The sequence below is a fragment of the Leptolyngbya sp. FACHB-671 genome, from assembly GCF_014695745.1.
In the GTDB taxonomy this organism is placed as follows: Bacteria; Cyanobacteriota; Cyanobacteriia; order Elainellales; family Elainellaceae; genus JAAUTN01.
On the sequence record NZ_JACJOV010000045.1, the window covers coordinates 21,673 to 44,436 of the forward strand.

At 45.9% G+C, this 22,764-nt stretch carries 18 protein-coding genes; all 18 read left to right on the forward strand.

Going from position 1 to position 22,764, the window contains the following annotated elements; genetic code table 11:
- The first annotated feature begins 258 nt into the window (after positions 1-258).
- The 18 genes from H6F93_RS02790 to H6F93_RS02875 all read left to right on the forward strand — a co-directional run bounded on the left by H6F93_RS02790 (position 259) and on the right by H6F93_RS02875 (position 22,760).
- Entirely contained in the window at positions 259-1,998 is a 1,740-nt protein-coding gene (locus tag H6F93_RS02790) for a phage tail sheath family protein (RefSeq protein ID WP_190679062.1), read from the forward strand.
- A gap of 159 nt (positions 1,999-2,157) precedes the next feature.
- Positions 2,158-2,622 carry a phage tail protein gene (locus tag H6F93_RS02795; RefSeq protein ID WP_190679064.1) on the forward strand — a complete coding sequence of 155 codons (465 nt, stop codon included), beginning with the start codon at positions 2,158-2,160 and terminating at the stop codon, positions 2,620-2,622.
- Positions 2,623-2,664: 42 nt separating this feature from the next.
- Positions 2,665-3,156 carry a phage tail protein gene (locus H6F93_RS02800; RefSeq protein WP_190679066.1) on the forward strand — a complete coding sequence of 164 codons (492 nt, stop codon included), beginning with the start codon at positions 2,665-2,667 and terminating at the stop codon, positions 3,154-3,156.
- A gap of 3 nt (positions 3,157-3,159) precedes the next feature.
- Positions 3,160-3,531, forward strand: coding sequence for a hypothetical protein (locus tag H6F93_RS02805; protein ID WP_242043281.1), 372 nt, complete (start codon positions 3,160-3,162; stop codon positions 3,529-3,531).
- Between the two features lie 7 nt (positions 3,532-3,538).
- On the forward strand, positions 3,539-5,839 hold the full coding sequence (locus tag H6F93_RS02810; protein ID WP_190679068.1) for a substrate-binding domain-containing protein kinase family protein: 2,301 nt from the start codon (positions 3,539-3,541) through the stop codon (positions 5,837-5,839).
- 9 nt (positions 5,840-5,848) lie between these two features.
- Positions 5,849-6,001 (forward strand): hypothetical protein, encoded by a 153-nt coding sequence (locus H6F93_RS02815; RefSeq protein ID WP_190679070.1) that lies wholly within the window; start codon positions 5,849-5,851, stop codon positions 5,999-6,001.
- A complete protein-coding gene (locus H6F93_RS02820; protein ID WP_190679073.1) occupies positions 6,001-6,582 on the forward strand; it encodes a contractile injection system inner tube protein in 582 nt (193 codons plus the stop codon). Before H6F93_RS02815 ends, H6F93_RS02820 begins: the two co-directional genes overlap by 1 nt.
- A 35-nt stretch (positions 6,583-6,617) precedes the next feature.
- A complete protein-coding gene (locus H6F93_RS02825) occupies positions 6,618-9,212 on the forward strand; it encodes a hypothetical protein (protein WP_190679075.1) in 2,595 nt (864 codons plus the stop codon).
- Between the two features lie 34 nt (positions 9,213-9,246).
- A complete protein-coding gene (locus H6F93_RS02830) occupies positions 9,247-10,005 on the forward strand; it encodes a CIS tube protein (protein ID WP_190679077.1) in 759 nt (252 codons plus the stop codon).
- A 12-nt stretch (positions 10,006-10,017) separates the two neighbouring features.
- On the forward strand, positions 10,018-11,688 hold the full coding sequence (locus tag H6F93_RS02835) for a VgrG-related protein (RefSeq protein WP_190679078.1): 1,671 nt from the start codon (positions 10,018-10,020) through the stop codon (positions 11,686-11,688).
- Between the two features lie 14 nt (positions 11,689-11,702).
- Entirely contained in the window at positions 11,703-12,197 is a 495-nt protein-coding gene (locus H6F93_RS02840) for a PAAR domain-containing protein (RefSeq protein WP_190679079.1), read from the forward strand.
- A 56-nt stretch (positions 12,198-12,253) separates the two neighbouring features.
- The gene (locus H6F93_RS02845; RefSeq protein ID WP_190679080.1) at positions 12,254-16,690 is read left to right on the forward strand and encodes an eCIS core domain-containing protein; all 4,437 of its coding nucleotides are present in this window, start codon (positions 12,254-12,256) and stop codon (positions 16,688-16,690) included.
- A gap of 21 nt (positions 16,691-16,711) precedes the next feature.
- Positions 16,712-17,125, forward strand: a complete 414-nt coding sequence (locus H6F93_RS02850) for a hypothetical protein (RefSeq protein ID WP_190679081.1) — start codon at positions 16,712-16,714, stop codon at positions 17,123-17,125.
- A gap of 5 nt (positions 17,126-17,130) precedes the next feature.
- On the forward strand, positions 17,131-17,697 hold the full coding sequence (locus H6F93_RS02855; RefSeq protein WP_190679082.1) for a Uma2 family endonuclease: 567 nt from the start codon (positions 17,131-17,133) through the stop codon (positions 17,695-17,697).
- A 25-nt stretch (positions 17,698-17,722) separates the two neighbouring features.
- Positions 17,723-18,823 (forward strand): YbjN domain-containing protein, encoded by a 1,101-nt coding sequence (locus H6F93_RS02860; protein ID WP_190679083.1) that lies wholly within the window; start codon positions 17,723-17,725, stop codon positions 18,821-18,823.
- Positions 18,824-18,909: 86 nt separating this feature from the next.
- Entirely contained in the window at positions 18,910-19,311 is a 402-nt protein-coding gene (locus H6F93_RS02865; RefSeq protein ID WP_190679085.1) for a GPW/gp25 family protein, read from the forward strand.
- A 2-nt stretch (positions 19,312-19,313) separates the two neighbouring features.
- Positions 19,314-21,590 carry a putative baseplate assembly protein gene (locus tag H6F93_RS02870; RefSeq protein WP_190679087.1) on the forward strand — a complete coding sequence of 759 codons (2,277 nt, stop codon included), beginning with the start codon at positions 19,314-19,316 and terminating at the stop codon, positions 21,588-21,590.
- Positions 21,591-21,701: 111 nt separating this feature from the next.
- A complete protein-coding gene (locus H6F93_RS02875; protein ID WP_190679089.1) occupies positions 21,702-22,760 on the forward strand; it encodes a phage tail protein in 1,059 nt (352 codons plus the stop codon).
- Positions 22,761-22,764: the final 4 nt, after the last annotated feature.

Below are 22,764 nucleotides of genomic sequence, written 5' to 3' on the forward strand. Positions count from 1 at the left end.
TTCAGATACAACGTCATTTTCCATCTGTAAATAATCCAGTAGTCTTTTGACTGAGATTTGACTGAGAGATGTGTCTCCCACTCAAAAATCGCAGAAGTAATTACAGGGAATCATTCAGAGAATAATTTCAGTAAGCAGTTGCTGAGGTAATTGGTTTTGCATCGGGCAGTTTGTTTTGCCTTAGGTAATTAGTCCTGTTCGCTATCTATATTTTGTCCGTCAGCACACCATCGCTTCACACAAGGAAGTCTAAGCACTATGGCGAGGCTCGATTATTTTGCTCCGGGTGTCTATGTTGAGGAAGTCGATCGCGGCAGTCGCCCAATTGAGGGGGTGCCAACCAACGTGGGTGGATTTGTTGGATTTACAGAAGCCATTCGTAATGGTGCTGAACAGTTCAAACCAATGTTGGTGACAAGCTGGGATCAGTATTTGCGGTACTTCAGTAAAGAGGGCTCAACAGGATTTTCTCCAGAAAGATTCTATCTTCCGTTTGCAGTGCAAGGCTGGTTCCTCAATGGTGGTGGACGCTGCTGGGTGGTAAGTCTAGGAACCCAACTGCCAAAACCGAGTGAAACGTTAGAATCAGGCGATCGCCAACTAGTACCGCTGGAAATAAAAACAACGCGCAAGACAAACTCCTTGCAGTTTTCCCTCAAGCCTGAGCAAGCTGAAGATGGACGGCTATATGTCAACATCTCTAAGCCTGAAACTGAGCCACCCTTTGACGAAAATGGTGATTCTGATGCTCCAGCACCGCTTCCAGGTGAGTTTTTTCATGTAACCATTTTCCGCCAGGAAAGCGAAGAACTGGAAAAGTACTTCAACTTAACAATGAATCCTCAGGCACCCGTCATTGAAGCAGATTCAGGCGATCCTGCTGTCAAAGCAATGGGAGGGTTTGCGCCTACTGCACTAGCGCGATCGCAGTACATTGATATCACTAACATCATTCCTGAAAGTCAACGCCAACGATTGCCGCTTTCACTCCGTCCCGCATATGGAACGTATGAAGTTAGTGCGCCTATTATTGTGCCGACAACGGAACGGATTGTGCGCCATGCTACTGGAGTTCGCAACCGTCAGACAGGAATTCAAGGAACATTTGAGGTAGATGATATCAACATGCTGGCGTTTCCTGATTTGATGCGCCTTTACGAGGAGAAAAATCCTGATGGTTCTCCTGTATTGGATGACGATAAACTCGCCTATTTTGTTGATTTAATGATTAGCCTTTGCGAAAATGCAGCTCCTAATCCACCCAACCGCATGGTTGTTTTAGATGCACCGCCACCTGTGGGCGATCGCCCTATCAAAAATCCCCAGCAGGTTGCAGAGTGGCTTAACAATATTAACAGGCGATCGATGTTTGCTGCCCTCTACTATCCCTGGATTAAAGTCGCGAATCCAGCCAAAGAAGGAAAGTCTATTTTTGTTCCACCTTGCGGTCACATGATGGGAGTGTGGGCAAGAAACGATGAAACCCGTGGCATTCACAAAGCTCCCGCCAATGAAACTCCTCGTGGTGTTTTGGGATTGTCTTATGAGGTAAACTTCCGCGAACAGGAATTGCTTAACCCAATGGGAATCAACTGCATTCGCAACTTTCCCAATCGTGGGATCAAGGTTTGGGGAGCGCGAACGCTAGTTGAAAAAGAAAAAACAGAGTGGCGTTACATCAACGTGCGGCGCTTAATGAGCTACATCGAAAAATCGATCGAAGAGGGAACACAATGGGTTGTCTTTGAACCCAACGATCAGGACTTGTGGGCACGAGTTCGTCGTACGGTAAGCAACTTCTTGGAACGACTGTGGCGAGAAGGCGCGTTGTTTGGGAGTTCTCCCGAGCAAGCGTTTTACGTTAAGTGCGATGAAACCTTGAACACTGAAGAAACAATGATGTTAGGTCGCCTCTATATCGAAGTGGGTGTTCGTCCAGTACGACCTGCAGAATTTGTGGTATTCCGCGTCAGCCAGTGGAATGGACAGATGGAGTAAAGCAGTTTGTAGAAATAAGTTGATTGCCTGAACGTATTCAATGGCTTAAACAAGGAGCTTAAGCGCCTTGTCTATGCAAGTTACTTCTACAAAGTTTCTAACGTTGTTTTGATCAGTATGTTGACTAGTTAGTGAATTTAATGAATTAGGAATGAAATCATGGCAGACGATGAAATTTTAGTCAGTTGTCGGTTCTATTTTGAAGCAGATGGCATTACTGACAAACAGATCTTAGAAGTGTCTGGACTTACCTCAGAAACTCCAGCAGCGGGTGGCGATAAGGTGCTGGGTTCAGGCAAACAAGCCGTTAATTTGCGGCAGGCAGCGCCAACCCGCACCAAGTTTTCTCCTGTTACTGTTAAGGTTGTTGCCACAACCAACAAGGACCTTTACGGTTGGTACGATAGCTGTAACAAAAACTCAGGCGGAAGATCTGACTGGTCAGCTAATCGCAAGGGGGCTTCTATTACCGTCTATGACCAGGCCGGAGACGAAAAAGCTCGTTGGAACCTAGTCAACGCTTATCCTACTAAGTATGAAGGTCCAAAGCTGGAGGCGGGTGCAAACGATGTGGCAAATGAAACTATTACCTTGGTTCACGAAGGAATCGTGCGAGAGAAGTAACTCTAGTTCTATCTGATGCCTATCTAATTCCAAATCTGACTCATGCCAAATCTGATTGAGAATTTTCCAGAAATCCTCACAACGTGTCGTTTTTATATCGAACTGAAATTGGACGGCAGTCAAGACCCGGTGGATGCTTACTTCATGGAGTGTAAAGGCTTTAAGCGCACTCAGGATGTTGTAGAAATTTGTGAAGTGACACCCCAGCAATGGGGGAAAGCAAAATCAGGTCAGGTTGTTCGCACCAAAGTTCCAGGCAATGTCAAAACTAACAATGTGACGCTACGTCGAGGAATGACGCGATCGCCCACTCTTTGGCGATGGTTTGAAGCAGTGCAGCGGGGAGATTGGGCAAACCAACTGCGAGACGGGTCGCTGACGATCTACGACCAGGGAGAACACCCACAGGCAATATTTCAGTTTAGAAGCGCATGGCCTATTAGCTATGTTGTATCCGACTTCAACGCCAGCAGTAATGACATCGAAGTTGAAGAAATGGAATTAGCGATCGAACTCTTTAGCCGACAACAGTAACTCATGCTGCAAACCGAATTTGAGTTTACCCTTCCCAAGGGCTACCTCGATGCTCACGGCAATTTACATCGTCGGGGCATGATGCGACTAGCAAAGGCGATCGATGAAATCGTGCCCCTTCGCGATCCACGTGTTAAAGCAAATCCAGCGTATTCAACAGTGATTGTTCTAGCTCGCGTCATCACCTGTTTGGGGGCGTTAGAGGAAATCACGCCCACGATTATTGAAGGTTTATTTGCCTGTGACTTAAACTATCTCCATCGCTTCTACTTACAAATTAATGAGTTAGAAGATGAATCAGATAATACAACAGCTCAAAATTTGCAGTCTGGCTTGAAATCAGAAGAACTGCAAGGAACGATTAGCCCCGGATGAGGTAGCAGTGCAACTCACAGAATTGATTAATGTTGTCAGGAGTCGGACAAGAGAATGGCTGACTCTTTTTCGTCATCCTGAAGAGGTTGCTAGACAAACAGCTAGACGCTTTGGACAAGAGAAACTGGAGCAGATTAGGGTGCCTGATAGAATCCCGACTCGTTCCACACCACCTAAGCCCAATTGGTTCTTCCAATCGCCAGAAGCGATCGTACCTGAAGCTAGTTCAAATACTGCCACTGCGATTGCAGTCGAACCTACTTCGTCCCTTTTGCAATCACCTCCTCGTCCAGTCAACGGGATCATGGGTCGTCGGGGACGATACCAGCTCGGACAGCTCCTGAAGGAAGAAGACTGGATGCGCCTGTATGAAGGTATGCAAATGCCGGATGGTCAACCCGTTTTGATTAAAGAATATTTTCTTTCAGAACGCCTTGACTCGACAGAGCTTAAACAACGCAAAGTTAAATTTGAGCAATTAACAAAAATCAGCTTTAGCAGCAACAACAAACCAGAGTTTCGCGTTATTACACCGTTAGATACTGATATATCATCCCAAGACTATCGCTGCTATGTTGTGACTGAGGCGATCGCCAATAGCACCACGCTCGAAGGCTACTTAGAGCATGTGGGAGCAATGCCTGCTAATTTTGTGCGGCAACTATTCAAGCAAGTATTACAGACACTCTTGTTTCTTCACAGCCAAAAGGTGCGGTTTGCCACAGGCGAGGTTAAGCAACCGTATGGCAATCTCAAGCTGGATAACGTGCTGTTTGCACTTCAAGACTCTCCAGTTGGCGTGAGTGATCCCCAGTTCTTCATCTACATCATTTTGGAAACTTGGGAAGACTTATTTCAATCTGAAACTCAATCGCCATCTCGTGCTTCTATTGTTGAAGACCTAAAAGCGTTAGGTTACATTGGTTTTAGCCTTTTGACTGGTACAGCGATCGCTCCTAACTCAGGACAATCGTTGGATTCCCGGTTGCTGCCTCCTGAGCTTAAACAGCCTTGGGACGCTGTTAGCGATCGATCGCTGAAGCAATTTATCTATCAGCTTGTTGGTCTATCGCGACCCATTTTTACCAGTGCCGCCGCTGCTCGTGAAGCGCTACTGAAAGCACCTAAATTGCTGTCTGCTGACTCTGCACTCGCGATCGCTGAAGCAGACGAGGAAGTCGAAGAGGATGACTCAGAGTTCGTTATTCGACAGCCGCTTACAGCACTGTTGTTGGGAATTCTATTTGGAATGATCTCATCGGGGGGGATGTGGTTGTTTGGGATCGGTCGCTCAACTATTGAAGAAATGACCATATCTAAACTGAGTGATGTCCAGGTTTCAGATGAACCGATGAACTATGTTTATGTTCAGGGCAGTAGTTGGAGCAATGTCCTCGACCAAACTGGATTGGTTGCAGAGGGAGAGGAGCTGATTGAGCAGATAGCAGTACGACAGGCTGGATCTAATCCTCCTAAACTCAATATTTTTAAATCATCAGTCAGTTCTCATGAAGGAGCGATCGCACAACTACAAGCAGGAGATGTAGATTTTATTCTGACAACAACTATTGAAAAAATTCCTGCTGATTTAGCGCTGGAGCCTGTTGCTTATGATGGGGTCGCCGTATTTGTTGCCTTTAATGATCCTGCACAAGGACAAAACATTTCAAGCCAACTCGACGGAGACTTATCCTTTGACGAACTGCGCGAAATCTATGTAGATAGAAACTGGCATCCGCCTGATAGTTTAGAAACTTGGCAAGTCGAACCCTACGTCCCATTTGCGGATCAGAATCAAGCAATAAAACTATTTCAACAAATTGTCCTTAAGGGCGGACAACTTCAGGAGTCACCTGAAGTTGTCCGACAGCAGCAACATGATGAATTCCATAACGAGAACTTTACTAATCATGAAAGAACAGCAAGTATTTTTGGAGCAATCTTAAAGGGAACACAAGATGAAAAACAGGAATTGGGAATTGGCTTTGGGCTGTTTAGTAGTTTATCAGGACAGTGTGCTGTTTATCCTTTAGCAATAGGAGAACGCCAGAAAGTTCAAGCACTCATTCAAGACAAAAATCAACCTATTCAACCTACAACAGATTTGTGCAGTAAGGGAAGATATCATCCCAATATTGAGGCATTTGCATTAGGATACTATCCATTAGCTTTCAAACTTGTTGTTGTGTATCGACAAGAATCTTCTACTGGTGCAGAAAACTTTATCAAGTTACTCAAAACGGATGAAGGACAGTGTTTGCTAAGTGAAGCAGGCTTAGTTCCTTTACAACCCTGTACCCAACCTTAATCAACGCTAATGCAAGATTCTGAAGAGTTTTCAAAACTAGCAAAACAGGTATTACGCGATCCAGTATTGCTGCAAAAGTTGAGCGATCGCGTTTATGAAATTATGCTGCAAGATTTACGCAATCAACGCGATCGCTGTCCTTCTTCTAGGAGATTATTTTAATGGCAAATTCAAGCAATAGTTCTGCTAGCTATGAACTCAACTATGTCACAGCTAACCGCTTTTATGTGGAAATAGAAAGCGCAATTACAGCATCCTTCAGCGAATGTTCTGGAGTAGGCGTTAAAGTTAAGCGGGAAGCAATCTTTGAAGGTGGTGTCAACAACCAGCAGCGCATTTTACTAGGGCAATCTGAGTTTACAGACATTACGCTAAAACGTGGCATTACCGATGATTTGGTCTTCTGGACTTGGGCAAGCCAGATCTTAGGCGGAGTTCCAAAACAGCGGCGCAACATTAACATTCTGCTATTCAGTCAGGCAGGAGAGACTATGCAGTGCTGGACTCTAATTGGAGCCGTTCCTATTAGCTGGAAAGCCCCCTCTTTACAGGCACATTCCACTACAGTTGCGATCGAAGAACTGTCACTAGCTTACGAAGGCTTGAAGATTGAAAAATCTGCTGGAGGAGGTGCAATCAATCTCACGTCTGGACGAGATAAATTGGGTTATTTTTCAGGCAGTTCGTCAGGCAGCAGTCTTGGCAGTGACCTCATCAATGCTGTGAATCCCTTCAATCCTTAATTTGCGCTCGCCTTTTAAGGCAGGAAGTAAAGCTCATGTCATTGCCACCGCTCGGTTTTAGCACTAACCACCTGCAACTTAAACCGTTAGGACAGAACCAATTCCTGCGAACTTTGCCGCCACTTGGTCAATTTGCTCAACCGTTGGGACAAAACTTTCAACCGCTCCAGCCTCCTTCACCTCTCAATCTACTTTTACAAACAGCACTTTTGGATCCGTTCTTTGAGCTAACAGCCTCTGAGGAACTGGGGGAAACTGCTTCTGTTTCTAACTCATCGAACTCATCAGATGCAAGAATTCAGCCAATAGCCCAATCGCGAGAAGAACTTTCATCCTCCTCTGAACAAGCCTCATCAAAATCAAAAAACACTTCTGCTTCAGAAGAATCAAGTAATTTAGAATCTTCAGGACAATTACGGCATATCTCGCTAGCTCAAGCGCCAGCACTAGATGAAATTTCCTTATCTTCCCCCGAAGTTAAAAACTCAACTTCGGAGGAGAGCGACAGCCAAATTCAAAAACTTGAAACAACAGAAACTCACTCTCCTGAAGACTTAAGTATCTTTGAAGAACAAACTCCAGTAGAACCGATTCAGAACAAATCACTTGCCTTACAGCCTCTACTATCAGAAGCCGTTATAGATTCGACTGAAGTACAATCTCCTAGCCAGAATGATGAAGACCAACTTGGAAAAAAGCTTAGTTCAGCAACCAAACCTGCTGCATCAGTTCAAGACGAACATACTTCAACACGTTCAAATAATTTAGAGGCTATACCAGAAGCCTTACCAGTACAGCTAGAACAGAACCAGACATCCTCAACTATTTCAGATAGAGTTTCTTCTCCAAAACAAACAAGGGTTTCCAACAATTCACCCGATACTTCATCTCAAACTACACCTGTAGAACCAGTAGGAGAAGCGATCGCTTTGCCTACTGATATAGTCCAAGCTGCTGCTGAACCATACTCGGAAACTACTGCAGAAGAAAGTTCTGTTTCAGATGCAATCGCAATTCCAGAAGACAAAGTTATCGAGCAACCGTCACAACCTCAAACAAAAGAGGTGTTAGCTACAGATCCTGCTCAGATAGTTTTGCGTCGTTCAGCATCTACTCAAGAAGACATAACAAACATACCCGCGGATAACTATTCTTCTTCTACAGAAGATACAACAGATACATTCATAGATAAATCTCTAAAGCTTGCTTCAAACTCCATTAGAACAGATAAAACAGCTTCTAAAGTAGAAAGTATAGAAACCACACCACTGACTTCACAAGTTTCTTCAGCGTCATTACAGAAAAAAGTAGAATCTTTAGTAACAAAACCTACTGAACAACAAGAGGTTCTGGAAGTACCTGAATCGGAGTCAATATTAGAAGCACAATCAGCCAATTCGGAAACAGATGGATGGTCTAGTTCATCAAATTCATCAGATACTATAACTTCTGAAACAGAAGATAATTCTTCAAAGCTAAACTCTATTCAACCATCTATAGAAAGAGTTTCTGATTCAACTACTCTTCTCCATGAACCGGTAATTTTACCATCTGAATCCGTCGAGGTAACTGAAGAGAAGACTGCAACAGAACCAGAAGAATTAGGTGAGGAGCGATCGCCTCTAACTGACACTTCAATTGAGCAAAGCAGTAATGTTCTATCTTCACTCAAGCCTTTAGGATCATTAACACCTCTCACTCAAATATCGAATTTTATCTCTCCAATTCAACTCAAGCTACAGGAACAAGCGGAAACTACGCTACAGGCTATGAGTTCTATGGAAGATTCAGACATATTAGAAGAATCTTTACAAAATGACGATCGCTCATTATCAATAATGCGTTCTGAAAAAGCATCGGATGAGAATACATCCAGTGTTTCTGAAACTCCAACTTCTTGGTCAAGCCTGGCAGAATTGCTAGGGGAGAACTCTACATCTTACTATCAAGCCGAGACATTTGAGATAGTAAAATCCACTGAGGTTTCTAACCCTGATATCAAAGACTCCTCAATCTCTGGGGATGCGATCGCTGAACCTATTCCTCTGCAGCGGAAACGAACGGAATTTCAGCCACAACCCTCTGCTGAAGAGTTTAATGCTGCTGACGATCGATCTAGCTCGTGGTCAAGCTTAGCTGAATTAGCGGATAACACATATTCTTCAAGCAATTTGTCCTACGAGGATGATCCTGAAGCTGAAGAGAGCGCTACTAATAATTCTGTTGATAATTCTGTCACCTTAATCTCTTCTAGAATTCAAGCGAAATCAGACGAACAAGTTGGCAACGCAAATCAGCAGAAATTAACCGTTGATGATCAACAGCTTGTGATGCTAGCCCAACACATCTATAACGCGATGCGACACTGTATAGATCTTGACCAAGAGCGTTCAGGTTATCTCGCAATCGCTTATCCCATTTGGTCAAGCAACATCATTTCTGTTTATGAAACATCTGCTCAAATCAAATCAAATTCAATCAAAACTGGGGAGCGATCGCCAACCCCTTCACATGATCCTTCAGTTGACAGCAGCATATCAGTTTTAACTCGTGAAGTTTACAGTCAAATTCAACAGAAATTGGCGATCGAACACGAGCGATCGGGATATCGGATAAGCCGCTTGCACTAATTCAATTCATTAACCTTATCTTCTGGAGAAACATATGGCTCTACTCAATGCTTCACTTTTAAATGGTACTCCTCAAGTCAAGTTAGCTTTGAGTAATACTCCTCTGGTTAAAGCAACTTTAATTCCCTGGGAGCGAGGTGTTCCACCAATTCGATTTATGTTTAATCCGACTGAACTAACGTTTGAGGGAATTGTGGAAACTTCAGAAAATCCAGGTGCGCGTACTGAGCAAAAGAAACAGCCGAAGGTAAGTTTTTCTTACACAAAAGCGTACAAGGTGACGATTAGCAAAATTGTATTTGATACCTATGAAGAGGGTAAAAATGTTGTAGATGAGTATCTTGAAGCGTTTAGAGCAGCAGTCAGACCGATTGGTACTCACACCGCGCCACTGCTGAATTTAGAAGGGTTACCTGTGCCGCTTCAAAATATTCCAAATCCATTGGATCAAATTTCTAGCTCATTGGATAGTCTATCAAATTCTCTTAGTCAGCAGCCAAACAGTCAGAGTGGTGGACAGGGTAATGCTCAAAATCAACGTACACCTACCTATCGATTTGTTTGGGGCGATCAAGTGCATTTACGAAAATGTTTTATTGAAAAATTGACGTATAAGCTCACCATGTTTTTGCCAGATGGAACACCTGTTCGGGCCGTAATTGACAGCCTTGCTCTCAAAGAGATTGATGAATCTCCAACAGGACAAAACTTGTTAGCAAATGGGATCGATCGCGTCAAAGATAGCCTTCAGGCACGGATTAGTGGGCAGGCAAATTTTAAAGCAAGTTTGTAGGGTTCAGTTGTTATGGCAGCAGTCGGCTATCGCGCTCTTCCTGCATTAGAAATTGATGGGGAAAAAGCACCGCAAAATTTATTAGATGACATTCTGCAAGTTTGTGTCGAAGAAAGCCTACATCGACCGGGAATGTTTATGCTGGTTATTCAAAATGACTACTTTCCAGGACAGGAGCATGACAAACCCTGGCGATACAAAGACTTGCTGCAAATTGGTAAAACACTCAAGCTCGGTTTCAGCTCTAGTATCACTGAATCGCAAAGCCCCTCCGAAGAGAAGCCAGGAACCGTTTTAGAAGGGGAAATTACGGCGATCGAAACCTATTTCAGTGAAGGGTCGCAGGCTCCAGTTATTGTGCGGGGTTATGATGTCTCCCACCGTCTGCATCGTGGGCGGCATAACCGTTCTTTTCAGAATATGACCGATAGCGATATTGTCAAAAAGATTGCCGCAGAAGTTGGTATTAAAACGAATGCGATTGACAGCAGTGGTTCTCCGCATGACTATGTGTTTCAGGAAAACCAGACTAACATGGAATTTCTGCGAGAGCGTGCTGCTCGAACTGGATTTGAGCTATTTGTGCAGAATGGCAAATTAAACTTTCGCAAATCCAAAGCAGATGGACAGGAATTAAGCCTGAAATGGCTACAGAATTTACGAAGTTTTCGAGTCCGCATGACAACTGCGGAGCAGGTCAAATCAGTGGAAGTAAGAGCGTGGGACTACAGCCAGAAGCAACCCATTATCTCAACTGCCGAAACCGCAAAAATTATTACAACTACAGACAATGGTAAAGGCAGCGAAACCAGCACCAAGTTTAACGGTAAACCCGAAAAACCGACTTTGGTTGTGGTCGATCGCCCCTTCTTCAATCCTAAAGAGGCAGACATCATGGCTCAAGCGTTATGTGATGAGCTACAGGGACAATTTGTTCAGGCAGATGCAAAAGCTGAAGGAGATCCACAAATTCGAGTCGGACGTGTCGTCAAGCTTGAGGGTATGGGGCAGTATGACGGCAAGTATTACATCACGGAAACTCGCCACTCTTATCAAGAACGGGCTTACAGTACCGAATTTAGTGTGCGTGGGTTGAGGGAAGGAGATTTGCTCACCGCACTCTCGGCTCAAACCAGGCGATCGCCCGGAGAAACCCTCCTAGTTGGCATTGTAACCGATAACGAAGACCCAGAAGGATGGGGACGAGTCAAGGTAAAGTTGCCAACGTTAACGGAAGATCACACCAGCAATTGGGCACGAGTCGTTAGCATTGGGGCAGGCGATCGCCGAGGATTTGATTGCTTACCCGAAATCAACGATGAAGTCCTGGTTGGATTTGAGCATGGAGATATCCATCGTCCTTACATTATTGGCGGGGTTTGGAACGGTAAAGATGCGCCGCCTACTGAGGTAAAACACAGTGTCCAAAATGGCAAAGTTCGTTTGCGAACATTTAAAACTCGCACAGGGCATCAAATTCAATTTGTAGAAGAAGATAATGGCGATCGCCAAAAAGGAGTTTACGTTGAAACAAATGGAGGGCACAAACTTCATCTCAACGACAGTGATGGCAGCGTTACCGTTAGCTCAACAGGAAATCTCAAAATTGAGGCAAAAGGCAATATCGACATCAGCGCAACCGGAGAAATTACGATTAAAGGTGCTTTTATCAGGCTGAATTAAACAGGAGTAAACCAATGAATCAATTTGCAGCACGACTTGGGGATGCAGTAGCGCACCCCTTACCACCAGTTTTAACGGGCGGACCCTGTAGCCCCAGTGTTTTCATTGGTAATCAACCTGCCTGGTTAGGTGTTCCCAAAGCAGCACTGGCAGCTTTGATGAACACTGTAAAAGATGCACAAGAAGAGATTTACAAAGCAGAACTAGCAACCCAAGCAGTAAAAGGAACCCTTGCTGAACCTGACGCAAAGTTTAATGAAGGGAGAACAAAAATAGAACAGACTGCGAGAGTTACAAACGCAATCGCAGCCTTAGCAACCAGTGGTGTTTCAACTCACGCTTGTGCTTCCTTATTGCCCACGCCTGCGCCAGGAGTTGTGGTAACAGGCAGCAATACTGTATTGATCAACGGTTTACCCGCTTGTCGAGCAGGCGACACAATCTTTGAAGGACTTCATGCGCCCAATGCAATTACGCAAGGATATCCAACGGTAGTGATTGGTGGTTGATTAGGAGTTGATGAGGTGATTCCAAATTCATAAGTATTAACCGGGAGAACCAAGCAATGGGTGAACGAGCGAATACCAGCAAAAAGTCCACATGGTCGCCTTCACCCGCGTCCACTTCAGATCTATTTTCCCATCGTCCATTCGGTGATCCGCTTTACGATAATACACCTGCTCAGGATGAGGAAACATCGGAACTTCAGGCAAAGCAGGATCATCCTAAACCCATTAAACCGGACTGGAACCGAGTTAAACTCGATGTCGATCGCCCCCCAGCCATTCAACCCAGATGGCAGGTCAGGCAGCCTTTACACACAGTTCCAACACCTACAGGAACACTTCAACGCCAAGAAGCAGAACCACCGCAGGAAGACGCAGACGCAGAACTTGTACAAACCAAACTAAAAGTCGGAGCACCAGGCGATCGCTATGAACAAGAAGCTGATCACGTTGCGGCTCAAGTGATGGCAATGCCAGATTCTGAAGCGGAACCTGTTCAACGCCAGACAGAAGACAGCCCAGAGGAGGAAGGCGAAGAAATTCAGATGAAACCGCTGGCGCAAACAATTACGCCTTTGGTGCAGCGGCAGTCTGAGGAGGAAACAGAAGACGTTCAGGCAAAAGCAGACGGTAGTGCGATCGCTCAGCCTAATTTAGAGAGCCGTCTTGCCAGTTCCAGAGGTGGCGGCAGTCCTCTAAGTGATGAGGTGCGATCGCACATGGAGCCTCGTTTTGGCACTGACTTTAGCCATGTGCGAGTGCATACCGATCCATCTGCTATCCAAATGAACAAAGATTTGAGAGCGCAGGCGTTTACGCACGGTAGCAACATTTATTTCGGTGCAGAAAAGTCACCAGGAAAAAATGAGTTGACAGCACACGAGTTAACTCATGTGGTGCAGCAGACAGGTGCTAAAACCTTACAGCGTAGGTCTACTACTGCTCTGAAATCTTCTAAGGACATACTCCAGACTAAGATCAGTGCGGCTCCTGAAGGTGCCACTATCCAGGGTAAACAAGCTCCGAGATCACCCCAAGCTGATCCAGGATTTCAGGCAGTGGTGAAGCGAACGGAGACTGTAGCAAAGGAGCAAAAGAAACAGCCACCTGCAAAAGCGAAGGCTACAGAAGCACAAGCAGCGGCCGTACCGCCCTCAAACGAGAAGCAGAGTAAAGCACAGGATCGTCAGGTTCAGGAGATGAACCAACAGCAGCCTGGACAGTTCAACACGGCAGCGTTTAAAGCTGCTTTGATGGAAAAAATTAATGCAGCGACACCTAAGAATCTGGATGAGGCGGATAAGTTTAAGGATGGTAATAAGCTAGGTGCGGTTAAGAGCGATTTGTCCTCTCAGGTCGGGAATGAGAAGAAGCAAGCAGCGGAACCGATCGAAGAGAAAACCAAAGAAGCACCCAAAACAGGCGGAATTCCCGAAAAACCTGTTACTCCCTTACCTCCACCAACTCCAGCTAAGCCTCCCGGAGATATTGGTGCAAGTCAGGCAACCCCGAAGCCTAAAGATGCATCTGAGGTATCAATGCAGGAGGGTAGCCGATCGCTCGATCGGCAAATGACCGATGCCAAAGTTACTGACGAGCAACTGGAAAAATCTAATGAGCCAGAATTTAAAGCTGCTCTAGGTTCAAAGAAAGAGGCTCAAGCAAATGCAGCAACTGCACCAGCCGAGTATCGACAACAGGAGCAAGCAACCCTCGCCCAAGCCCAAACCCAGGCTCAAGCGTCTGCTCAGGCTCCGTTACAGGGGATGCAGGCGCAGAATGCACAAGTTCTGGCTCAAGTGACAGGACAGCAGGGAACGACTAAAGGGCACGATGAGCAGAAACGATCGGAAATTGCTGGACGAATTGAGGGAATTTACAACAACACGAAGCAGAAGGTTGAATTACTGCTGAGTTCATTGGATAGAGAGGTCAATCAAGAATTCGATCGGGGTGCTTCTGCTGCTAAGAGCCAGTTTGATACCTACGTTGATCAGGAGATGAAGCGCTACAAAGATAAGCGCTACGGTGGTCCTGATGGAGCGCTCTTATGGGTGAGAGACTTATTTCTGCCGTTGCCAGATGAGGTGAATAGGTTTTACCAGATTGGACGACGAAAGTATATTGATAGCATGACTGCAACTATCGATCGTGTTGCCAGTTTGGTTGTGACTAAGTTGAATGCAGCGAAGACTGAAATTACCAATGGCAAGCAAGAAATTCAAAAATACGTTGCCAGTTTAAACCCATCGCTGCGACAGTTGGGACAGGAAGCAGCACAGAATATTCAGAGTAAGTTCGATCAACTGGAACAAAATGTTGATAACAAACAGAATGAATTGATTGATTCTCTAGCACAGAAGTACAACGAGAATCTACAAGCCCTGGATGCTGATATTGAGAAACGGAAGGCAGAGAATCAGGGCTGGGTCAATAAGGCGAAGGAGGCGATGGGTGGCGTAATCCAGACGATTCTGGAGTTGAAAAACATGCTGATGGGCATGTTGGCAAAAGCATCTGGAGCCGTTGAGAAAATTATCAAAGACCCGATCGGTTTCTTGGGTAATTTGGTTGCCGGAATCAAGCAAGGCTTTATGGGCTTCATGGGGAATATTACTAACCACTTAAAGAAAGGCTTGATTGGGTGGCTCACCGGACAAATTGCCAGCACGGGCATTGAAATTCCCAAGAGCTTTGACCTCAAGGGCATCTTTGCAATGGTGACAAGCCTGTTGGGACTGACTTATCAGGCGATGCGAAATCGGGTTGCTGGTAAGGTGGGGGAGAAGAAGGTTAGTGCCCTGGAGAAGGGCTTTGATATGTTTATCCTTTGGAAGAATGAGGGTGCAGCAGGACTGTGGAAATTTATTCAGGATAAACTCGCCAATCTGAAGGAGATGGTGATTGGTGGAATTCAAAGTTTCGTTGTGGATACCATCATCAATGCTGGAGTAACCTGGGTACTGAGTTTACTGAACCCTGCCTCTGCCTTTGTTCGTGCCTGCAAGCTGATCATCGATGTGATCATGTTCTTTGTGGAGCGGGGCAGCCAGATTGCGGAGCTGGTGAATGCGGTGCTGGATTCGGTGGGGGCGATCGCTGATGGAGCAATCGGCATTGCCGCCAAGTTAGTAGAAGGCGCACTGTCAAAAGCCCTACCCGTTGTCATCAGCTTCCTGGCAAGCTTAATCGGTTTAAGCGGCATCAGCGGCAAGATTCGCGGACTGATTGAGAAAGCTCGTGGGTTGGTGGATAAGGCGATCGACTGGGTAATGAGTAAGGCGATCGCTTTTGCGAAGAAGTTAGGTAGTTCTAAACTTGGGAAAAAGTTTAAAGCGGGTGCGGCTAAGGCGAAGGATTTGAAAGATCGAGGTGTGAACAAAGTTAAAGATCTGAAAGAAAGAGGTAAAGCTAAGGTGCAAGACCTGAAAGAGCATGGCAAAAAGAAACTTCAGGATGTTGGTAAAAGGTTTGGGGGGCATACAAATAAGGGTGAGTCTAAACCAGGGTCGGATAAGCGAACCATCATAGAGAAGGAAGCTGATCTCAAGAAAGCCTTGAGAGATTCCGATAAGATAATGGAGAAAGTAGATGCTACACCTGATAGTGTTAGAGCGAAATTACCGGATATTCAAAAAAGATATAAATTAACTTCAATTGAACTACTGAAGGCTGACAAAAATAAGTATCATGTAACCGTCAAAATTAATCCTGGTTTGTCAGGACCTCCGCATCCCCTAAGTGTGCCAGGTTTGTATCCAACCGGAGAAGATCCTAACTCTAGAACAATCACGCAATTATGGAAGGATTGTTCTAGTAATACAAATCTTATTGGAGAATCAGCGGCTCAGAAGCCAAGAAGAATACAGCTTGCTGAGCAGACATTAATCAGTAAGCTCAGTAATTCTGCTATGGTTACTGCAATACTTTCTCACGATCGAGGTCAGTCACCACGACCATTCAACAGTGTAAGCGTAGAAGATGGTCTTGGGCTAGGCGGACATACTACCGAAAGACATGTCTTCGGCATGGGTATCGTGTCCGATGTAGAGAAATTAGCAATGAGGGTTTGTCGTCATCAACCTGCTTCCTGTCCTGGCAAGGCTGGCGCTTTTACCTCTCTTGGTGATGCTGACATATCGGTTAGACAAGCACTAATAGCGCAAATTAATTCAAACTGGGATGCTGTTAGAATGCAGATTATTACAGGTCAAACATTACAGCTTTTACATCGCTTATCCTCCAGAGGAACAGCACTAGTGAAGACTGATCCTCCTCCCAATACCAAGTATCTAGCAACAGCGATGCCGTCTTATGCTCATCCAATGGGAACTGGAAATCGACCTTTATACCCTGGTGATCCTAAAATGCCTGTACCTCCTAACTCAGCTAACCCAATGACGCAGTATGTCACTCCTACAGAGGTGTACATTAGATTTGTTCCTAATTCGGCTGCTCCAGGTGGTTGGTATATCAATAGTGCGTGGCCACAATAGAAAACTTTGAACAATAGCAACATGGAAAACCCCCAGCAACTGAATGGAGAAGATATTTTAAGAAGTATCCGCGAGGACTCAAGCAAGCGTCGGGCTGCGCCTATTGAGTTCTTTAAAGAGTTTTTATCTGCTATCTGGATGGATAATTCTGAAGAAGAAGCGATACAGCAGTGGGAGGTAAAAGTAAATCAGTTTCCCTGGTATGCCGAGGATGCTCTCTACTGCTTAAGTACAGTTATCGATAACCCTCCTCCTAATCTCGTTGAACTAATAGAAGAGTACGGGTGGGTCATTTTATATCATGAACCCGATGAATCAGGAGATGAGAGACAATACACCGATGAGGAATATTTGGAGTGGTTAAAGCAAATGAAGAACAAGTTTTGCGCGATATACGATGCTGCACCTAGTAATCAGTCAAGCATTGACGGGTAGCTAGCATGATTGTCACTCCCCAACCTCAAAAAATGACCGTCGAAGCCTACCTGGACTGGGAACCCTGCCAGGAACTTCGCTACGAATTCGTCAATGGCGCAGTTTTCGCCATGACAGGTGGCACGCTGCCGCACAACGATATTGCCATCAATCTGCTCACCGCACTGCGTCCCCACATTCGCGCTCAAGGCTGCCGTATCAACATTGCCCATGCCAAAGTCAACGTTACACCATCCATCTACCGCTATTCTGACCTGGTGATTAGCTGCGACGATCGCGACAGAACTGCCCTCAACGCCATTCAATATCCTAAACTCATCATCGAAGTGCTTTCCCCTGGCACAGAAGCACTCGATCGGGGCGACAAGTTCAAAGAATACCGCTCTCTGCCCAGTTTAGAAGAATACGTTCTGGTCAGTTCTACCCAAATCAACGTCGAAATCTACCGCCGAGGCGAAGAGCGCTTATGGCTCTACACTGCCTACCAGATCGGAGACATAATCCCATTAGAAAGTGTTGGGTTTGAGTTTCCCATTGCCCTCCTCTACGAAGAAGTTTCCTTAGAGGGTTAAATGAACAACCCATGCTTCAAACCAAATGCAGCTAACCTTCCTTACCCCAACTACCAATTCCATCTCGCTTTGTGAGATCACACTTTCTCTTTGCCATCAGGCTGAGCAATTGACAGAATGCCGCCTGACCTGGAAATCAACTGCCGAACAATATCAGGAGATTAAGGCTCATTCCCTCTTCAACCTCAAACCCGAACTCCGAAGTGCCACAACTGTAGAGTTCTCCCCTGACTATCCGATCGAAATTCAAGCGACCCTTAAACCCGATCGTCTCCCTGACCTGACTCCTCACACAGCTTCTGCTGAAGCAACAGCCAACTACTTACTCCAATTACAGCAAGAAACCCCTGACCATCCGCTCCTCCACACCGAAAACTGGCTCGCCCTTACCGTCAAACAATCACAAGAATCTGGTGAAGTTGGTTACACAACCCTCTGGGCAACTCTCAACCCTGCCGCCCTTGCTGCCGGAACTATTTCTGAGACTGAGATTGCTCAAGCTCTTACTGGCTTCTTTTCTGACTGGTCAGAAGCCAATCTTGGCGATCTCACAGAAAAAACCACAGCCCAAATTCTCGATGAAATTGGTAACTTCTTCAATGATCTCGCTGACACTAGCATCGAAGCAATTGCCCAAATAAACATTGCTAACGATACCATTCTCAGTCAAGTTATTGCCTTCTTTACTGAAGATGATTGGTCATTCACTAAGTTGAAAGGTCAACCTGTTCTGCGGGTGGCATTTCAGGGTGACAATGGTGAATGGAGCTGCTACGCCAAAGTTAGAGAAGAACAGCAGCAATTTATCTTCTACTCTATCTGTCCAATCGCCACTCCTGAAGACAAACGACAAGCGATCGCCGAATTCCTCACCCGTGCTAACTATGGGATGACGATCGGTAATTTTGAACTCGACTTCAATGATGGTGAAATTCGCTACAAAACCAGCATTGATGTGGAAGGAGATAGGCTTACTTTTGCTTTGATTAAGCGATTGGTTTACACCAATGTAATGATGATGGATGAATATTTACCGGGCATCAAAGCAGTAATTGAAGAGGATACGTTGCCTGTGAAAGCGATCGCAGCAATTGAGCAAATTGATACAAATCCTAGTTCAGTTTGAAAACCTAAATAAAGCTTCAGTTTTTCAGTTTTTCAAGTTGACTGTCGTAGAATGACGCACAAGCATCAATTCAGGGGTGTATCACCATGCCCGAAGGACCTAACTACATCGGTGCTGGTATTGCATTTCCCCTGCGCGTCAACGTTCAGGGTAGCCTGCAACTCAGTTCAGCCGCGCCGAATTTAGAAGAATCCATTTTGATTATTCTGCGGACAGAATTGGGCGAACGAGTTTATCGTCCTGACTTTGGTTCACGCTTGTCTGAGCTTGCGTTTGAACCGTTAAATGTGCAGACATTGCTGCTGATTCGCCTGCATATTGAAGAAGCATTGGAAATGTGGGAGCCACGCATTATTCTCAGAGAAGTGCGGACAGACCCCGATCCGATTCGTGGAAAAGTTGATATCCAAATTATTTACCAACCTAAAGAAACTCGCGACTTGCGGAGTCTGGTTTTTCCTTTTTATCTCTCACCAGCGGAAGAGTAAACATGGATTTCGATTTTTTGCCGGAGTTGCCAAAGTCTGACCTGGACGATCGCAAATTTAACGATTTAGTAGAAGAGTGTCGTCTCCGCATTCCCCGCTACTGCCCAGAGTGGACAAACCACAATCCTGGTGATCCGGGAATGACGCTGGTTGAACTGTTTGCCTGGTTAACCGATCAGATGCTGCTGCGGTTTAATCAAGTACCTCGCCGCAATTACGTCACATTTCTAGAACTGCTGGGGATTCGGCTTGAGCCACCTACCGCTGCAACCGTAGAGCTAACATTTGAACTGACGCGAGAACAGCCTGCCCCGGTGACGATATCGAGCGGCACTGAAGTGGCAACAGTCAGAACGGAAACCGAAGAAGCCGTTATTTTTACAACAGATGCCAACCTGACGATCGGCAATCCTCAAATCAAACATTTATTGACTATCAACCATAATACGGATACGCCAACTGAGACCGATTTAAGAAATCCTTTTAGTGGAACTCGCCATGAGCAAAGCCGCCAATGGCAGAATTTTGAATCTGATGTTTATTTATTTGATTCATTCAATCCCAGACCTGGCAACTGCTTCTATTTAGTGTTGACCGAGCCGACAGATGCGATCGCTGGAAATGTGTTAGCGGTCAACTTTAGAGGACAATCTGCAACAGGAACAGGCATTGATCCAGATGATCCACCGCTGCAATGGCAAGTGTGGAATGGAGACAAATGGTGCAATATCGATCGCTACCGGGATGAGACTAAGGGCTTTAGCTTCAGCGCGATCGCATCTCAGGGTACAAATCCTCGGCAAGAAGGAGCCGATGTGATTTTGCATCTACCGCAGCAGATGGTAAAAGCTACCTTTGGCGGTTATGAAGGCTATTGGATTCGCTGTGTTTATGCACTAGATCCAGATAACGAGCAGCAGTCAAGATATAGTGTTTCACCCAGAATTGCAGGACTATCAGTGCGAGCGATCGGCGGCAGTGTTAATGCCAGCGAATGCGTCAGAGTTGAACGGGAACTGCTAGGAGTGAGCAACGGCAAGCCGAATCAGGTATTTCAGCTTCAGAGTAACCTGATTTTAGAAGTGCAGAATGCTGATCAAATTCGGCGACCGGATGAAAGAATTCGGGTGAAATTGCCGGGGCAGTCGCTTGAACAAGCGGAAGATTGGACTGAAGTTCGTAACTTTGCCAACTCTGGAGCAGAAGACCTCCACTACCAAATTGATTCGCGCACAGGCGAGGTACAGTTTGGTCCGCTCGTGCGGGAATCTGCTCACCTGAAACAACAGACTCAGCAGCGCGGTTTGATGCAAGCGTGGGGCAAACTTCCAGGACAAGAGGGCAACGGCTCAACACTATCGCTACCAGAATCCACACAATCTGTCTCTTCGGAGCGGCAATATGGCAAGGTGCCACCGCTCGGAGCAGAAATCTATATGATGGCGTACCGCACAGGCGGCAGTAGTCGTGGCAACGTTGAGCCACAGAAGCTGACTGTTTTGAAGACGGCAATTCCCTATGTTAAGAGTGTGGTTAACTATGAACGAGCCACAGGCGGTGCTGATCCTGAATCTCTATCACAAGCCGTCATGCGCGTCCCCAAGCAGTTGCGGACGCGCAAAGCAGCGGTGACTCCCGAAGATTTTGAGTATGTAGTTGAGCAACATCCAGAGGTGGGGCGGGTTCGCTGTTCGCGAAATTCAGCTGACCATGTAGGTGGCACAGTTCCTTTGCTGATTGTGCCAGTCCCTAGCTCGGAGCATGACCATAGCTGGTTGAACGGCATGAATCCCGATCGATACTTCACGCTTTCCGAGGAATTTTGTACAAAGATTAAGGACTATATGGTCGATCGCAAACCGCTCGGCGTTCAAATTAATCCGCTTCAGCCTGATTATCTGGGCGTGAAGGTGATTCTGGAGGTGATTCCAGACCCAAAATACAACACGCTCGATATCCTTCGCAATCAGCTCCTGACCAAGCTTTACCAATTTCTCAATCCTCTGTTTGGCGGCAGTTTCGATCCTTTTACTGATGTAATTAGAGGTTGGGATTGGGGTCGTCCGGTTTATCCAGCTGAGATTTTGGCATTGTGTCGGACAGTTCCTGGCATTCTGCATTTAGGAGCCGTGAAACTGTTTCGGATTGAGAAAGATAACCAGGGATGGCACTGTCAGGGGATACCGGAGTCAGTAATCGAACTGCGCGAGTCGCAACTTGTGTGTTCGTGGGCAGATGAGATGTTGGGATCGAGTCACGCGGTCGAGTTTATTCAATAGGCACAGCATTTAAGTTAGGGGCTTGGCAATGCCAAGCCCTTACTGCAGAGAAATCATGCAGCTAATTGATTCACGTTCCTAACCCACTTCAAGCCATGCTGAGCTAAAACAATGACCCAAGCCCTGCCCCGCCGAACTCTGGCGGTTCGAATTACCCCAACCTTTCGTCCTTATCAGTTTACGGAATCTGTAAGCTTTGCCACTCAAGATACCGCTAGTCCTTCAGCGTTTTTGCTGTATCCAAGTGAACCAGGTGAAATTCAAGTTGAGCTACAAAACTTGAGCGATCGCCCACGCCAGTGGCGGCTTGATATGGAGGGAGATTTTCCTACCTCATGGTTTGAGGCGGACCAAACCACAAACGAGTTAGTGACACAACGCCAGCGGTTGACTTGGGAAGAATCGGGAGAAATTGCCCCTGGTGAAATTTTGAGCCGCAGATATCGCTTAGCCGTTCCACAAGACTTTTTTGAGAATCAGCAGGCATTAAGTAGGGGGCGATCGCAACTACAACTCAAGTATCAAAGCCAAATTTTTGTTCACGAATCAGACCATTTAATTGGCTACGATAGCTTCAACTTCTACATCAATCCCTGGTGCGCCTACCTCAATTTTTTGCCTGCAATCTATCGAGAAACCGACTTTATGGGGCGGTTTCTGTCGATTTTTGAACAAGCCTTTGATCCAGTTGTACAAACAACGGATGTAATGTGGGCATACCTCGATCCGTTGACGGCACCAGAAGCGCTGCTGCCTTTTTTAGCACATTGGGTCGGTTGGGAAATTGATTCACGCTGGAGCCTGAAACAACAGCGCTACCTGATTCGAAATGCCATCACGCTCTACCGCTGGCATGGCACTCGCTGGGGCTTGCGGTTCTATTTGCGTCTCTACCTCGGTTTACCGATCGACCCCTTACCTGCTCCTGAAGCTGATCCTTATGTTTCAATTGAGGAACCCGCTGAGACTGGATTGGTGTTTGGCAAAGCAGAGATCGGTCAAAAGGCAATCTTGGGTGGAGGACGGGCCTATCATTTCATTGTGCGCCTGCACTGCGAGCAGCCCAATTTAGTAGATAATCCATCCTTTCGAAAAGAAATAGAAGCTGTGATTGAAAGACAAAAACCAGCTTTCTGCACTTATGAGCTCATCATCAACAGACGACTTTAATGCG

Coding starts and splice junctions, on each gene's coding strand:
- H6F93_RS02790 (WP_190679062.1), top strand. CDS start 259: ATGGCGAGGCTCGATTATTTTGCTCCGGGTGTCTATGTTGAGGAAGTC.
- H6F93_RS02795 (WP_190679064.1), top strand. CDS start 2,158: ATGGCAGACGATGAAATTTTAGTCAGTTGTCGGTTCTATTTTGAAGCA.
- H6F93_RS02800 (WP_190679066.1), top strand. CDS start 2,665: ATGCCAAATCTGATTGAGAATTTTCCAGAAATCCTCACAACGTGTCGT.
- H6F93_RS02805 (WP_242043281.1), top strand. CDS start 3,160: ATGCTGCAAACCGAATTTGAGTTTACCCTTCCCAAGGGCTACCTCGAT.
- H6F93_RS02815 (WP_190679070.1), top strand. CDS start 5,849: ATGCAAGATTCTGAAGAGTTTTCAAAACTAGCAAAACAGGTATTACGC.
- H6F93_RS02820 (WP_190679073.1), top strand. CDS start 6,001: ATGGCAAATTCAAGCAATAGTTCTGCTAGCTATGAACTCAACTATGTC.
- H6F93_RS02825 (WP_190679075.1), top strand. CDS start 6,618: ATGTCATTGCCACCGCTCGGTTTTAGCACTAACCACCTGCAACTTAAA.
- H6F93_RS02830 (WP_190679077.1), top strand. CDS start 9,247: ATGGCTCTACTCAATGCTTCACTTTTAAATGGTACTCCTCAAGTCAAG.
- H6F93_RS02835 (WP_190679078.1), top strand. CDS start 10,018: ATGGCAGCAGTCGGCTATCGCGCTCTTCCTGCATTAGAAATTGATGGG.
- H6F93_RS02840 (WP_190679079.1), top strand. CDS start 11,703: ATGAATCAATTTGCAGCACGACTTGGGGATGCAGTAGCGCACCCCTTA.
- H6F93_RS02845 (WP_190679080.1), top strand. CDS start 12,254: ATGGGTGAACGAGCGAATACCAGCAAAAAGTCCACATGGTCGCCTTCA.
- H6F93_RS02850 (WP_190679081.1), top strand. CDS start 16,712: ATGGAAAACCCCCAGCAACTGAATGGAGAAGATATTTTAAGAAGTATC.
- H6F93_RS02855 (WP_190679082.1), top strand. CDS start 17,131: ATGATTGTCACTCCCCAACCTCAAAAAATGACCGTCGAAGCCTACCTG.
- H6F93_RS02860 (WP_190679083.1), top strand. CDS start 17,723: ATGCAGCTAACCTTCCTTACCCCAACTACCAATTCCATCTCGCTTTGT.
- H6F93_RS02865 (WP_190679085.1), top strand. CDS start 18,910: ATGCCCGAAGGACCTAACTACATCGGTGCTGGTATTGCATTTCCCCTG.
- H6F93_RS02870 (WP_190679087.1), top strand. CDS start 19,314: ATGGATTTCGATTTTTTGCCGGAGTTGCCAAAGTCTGACCTGGACGAT.
- H6F93_RS02875 (WP_190679089.1), top strand. CDS start 21,702: ATGACCCAAGCCCTGCCCCGCCGAACTCTGGCGGTTCGAATTACCCCA.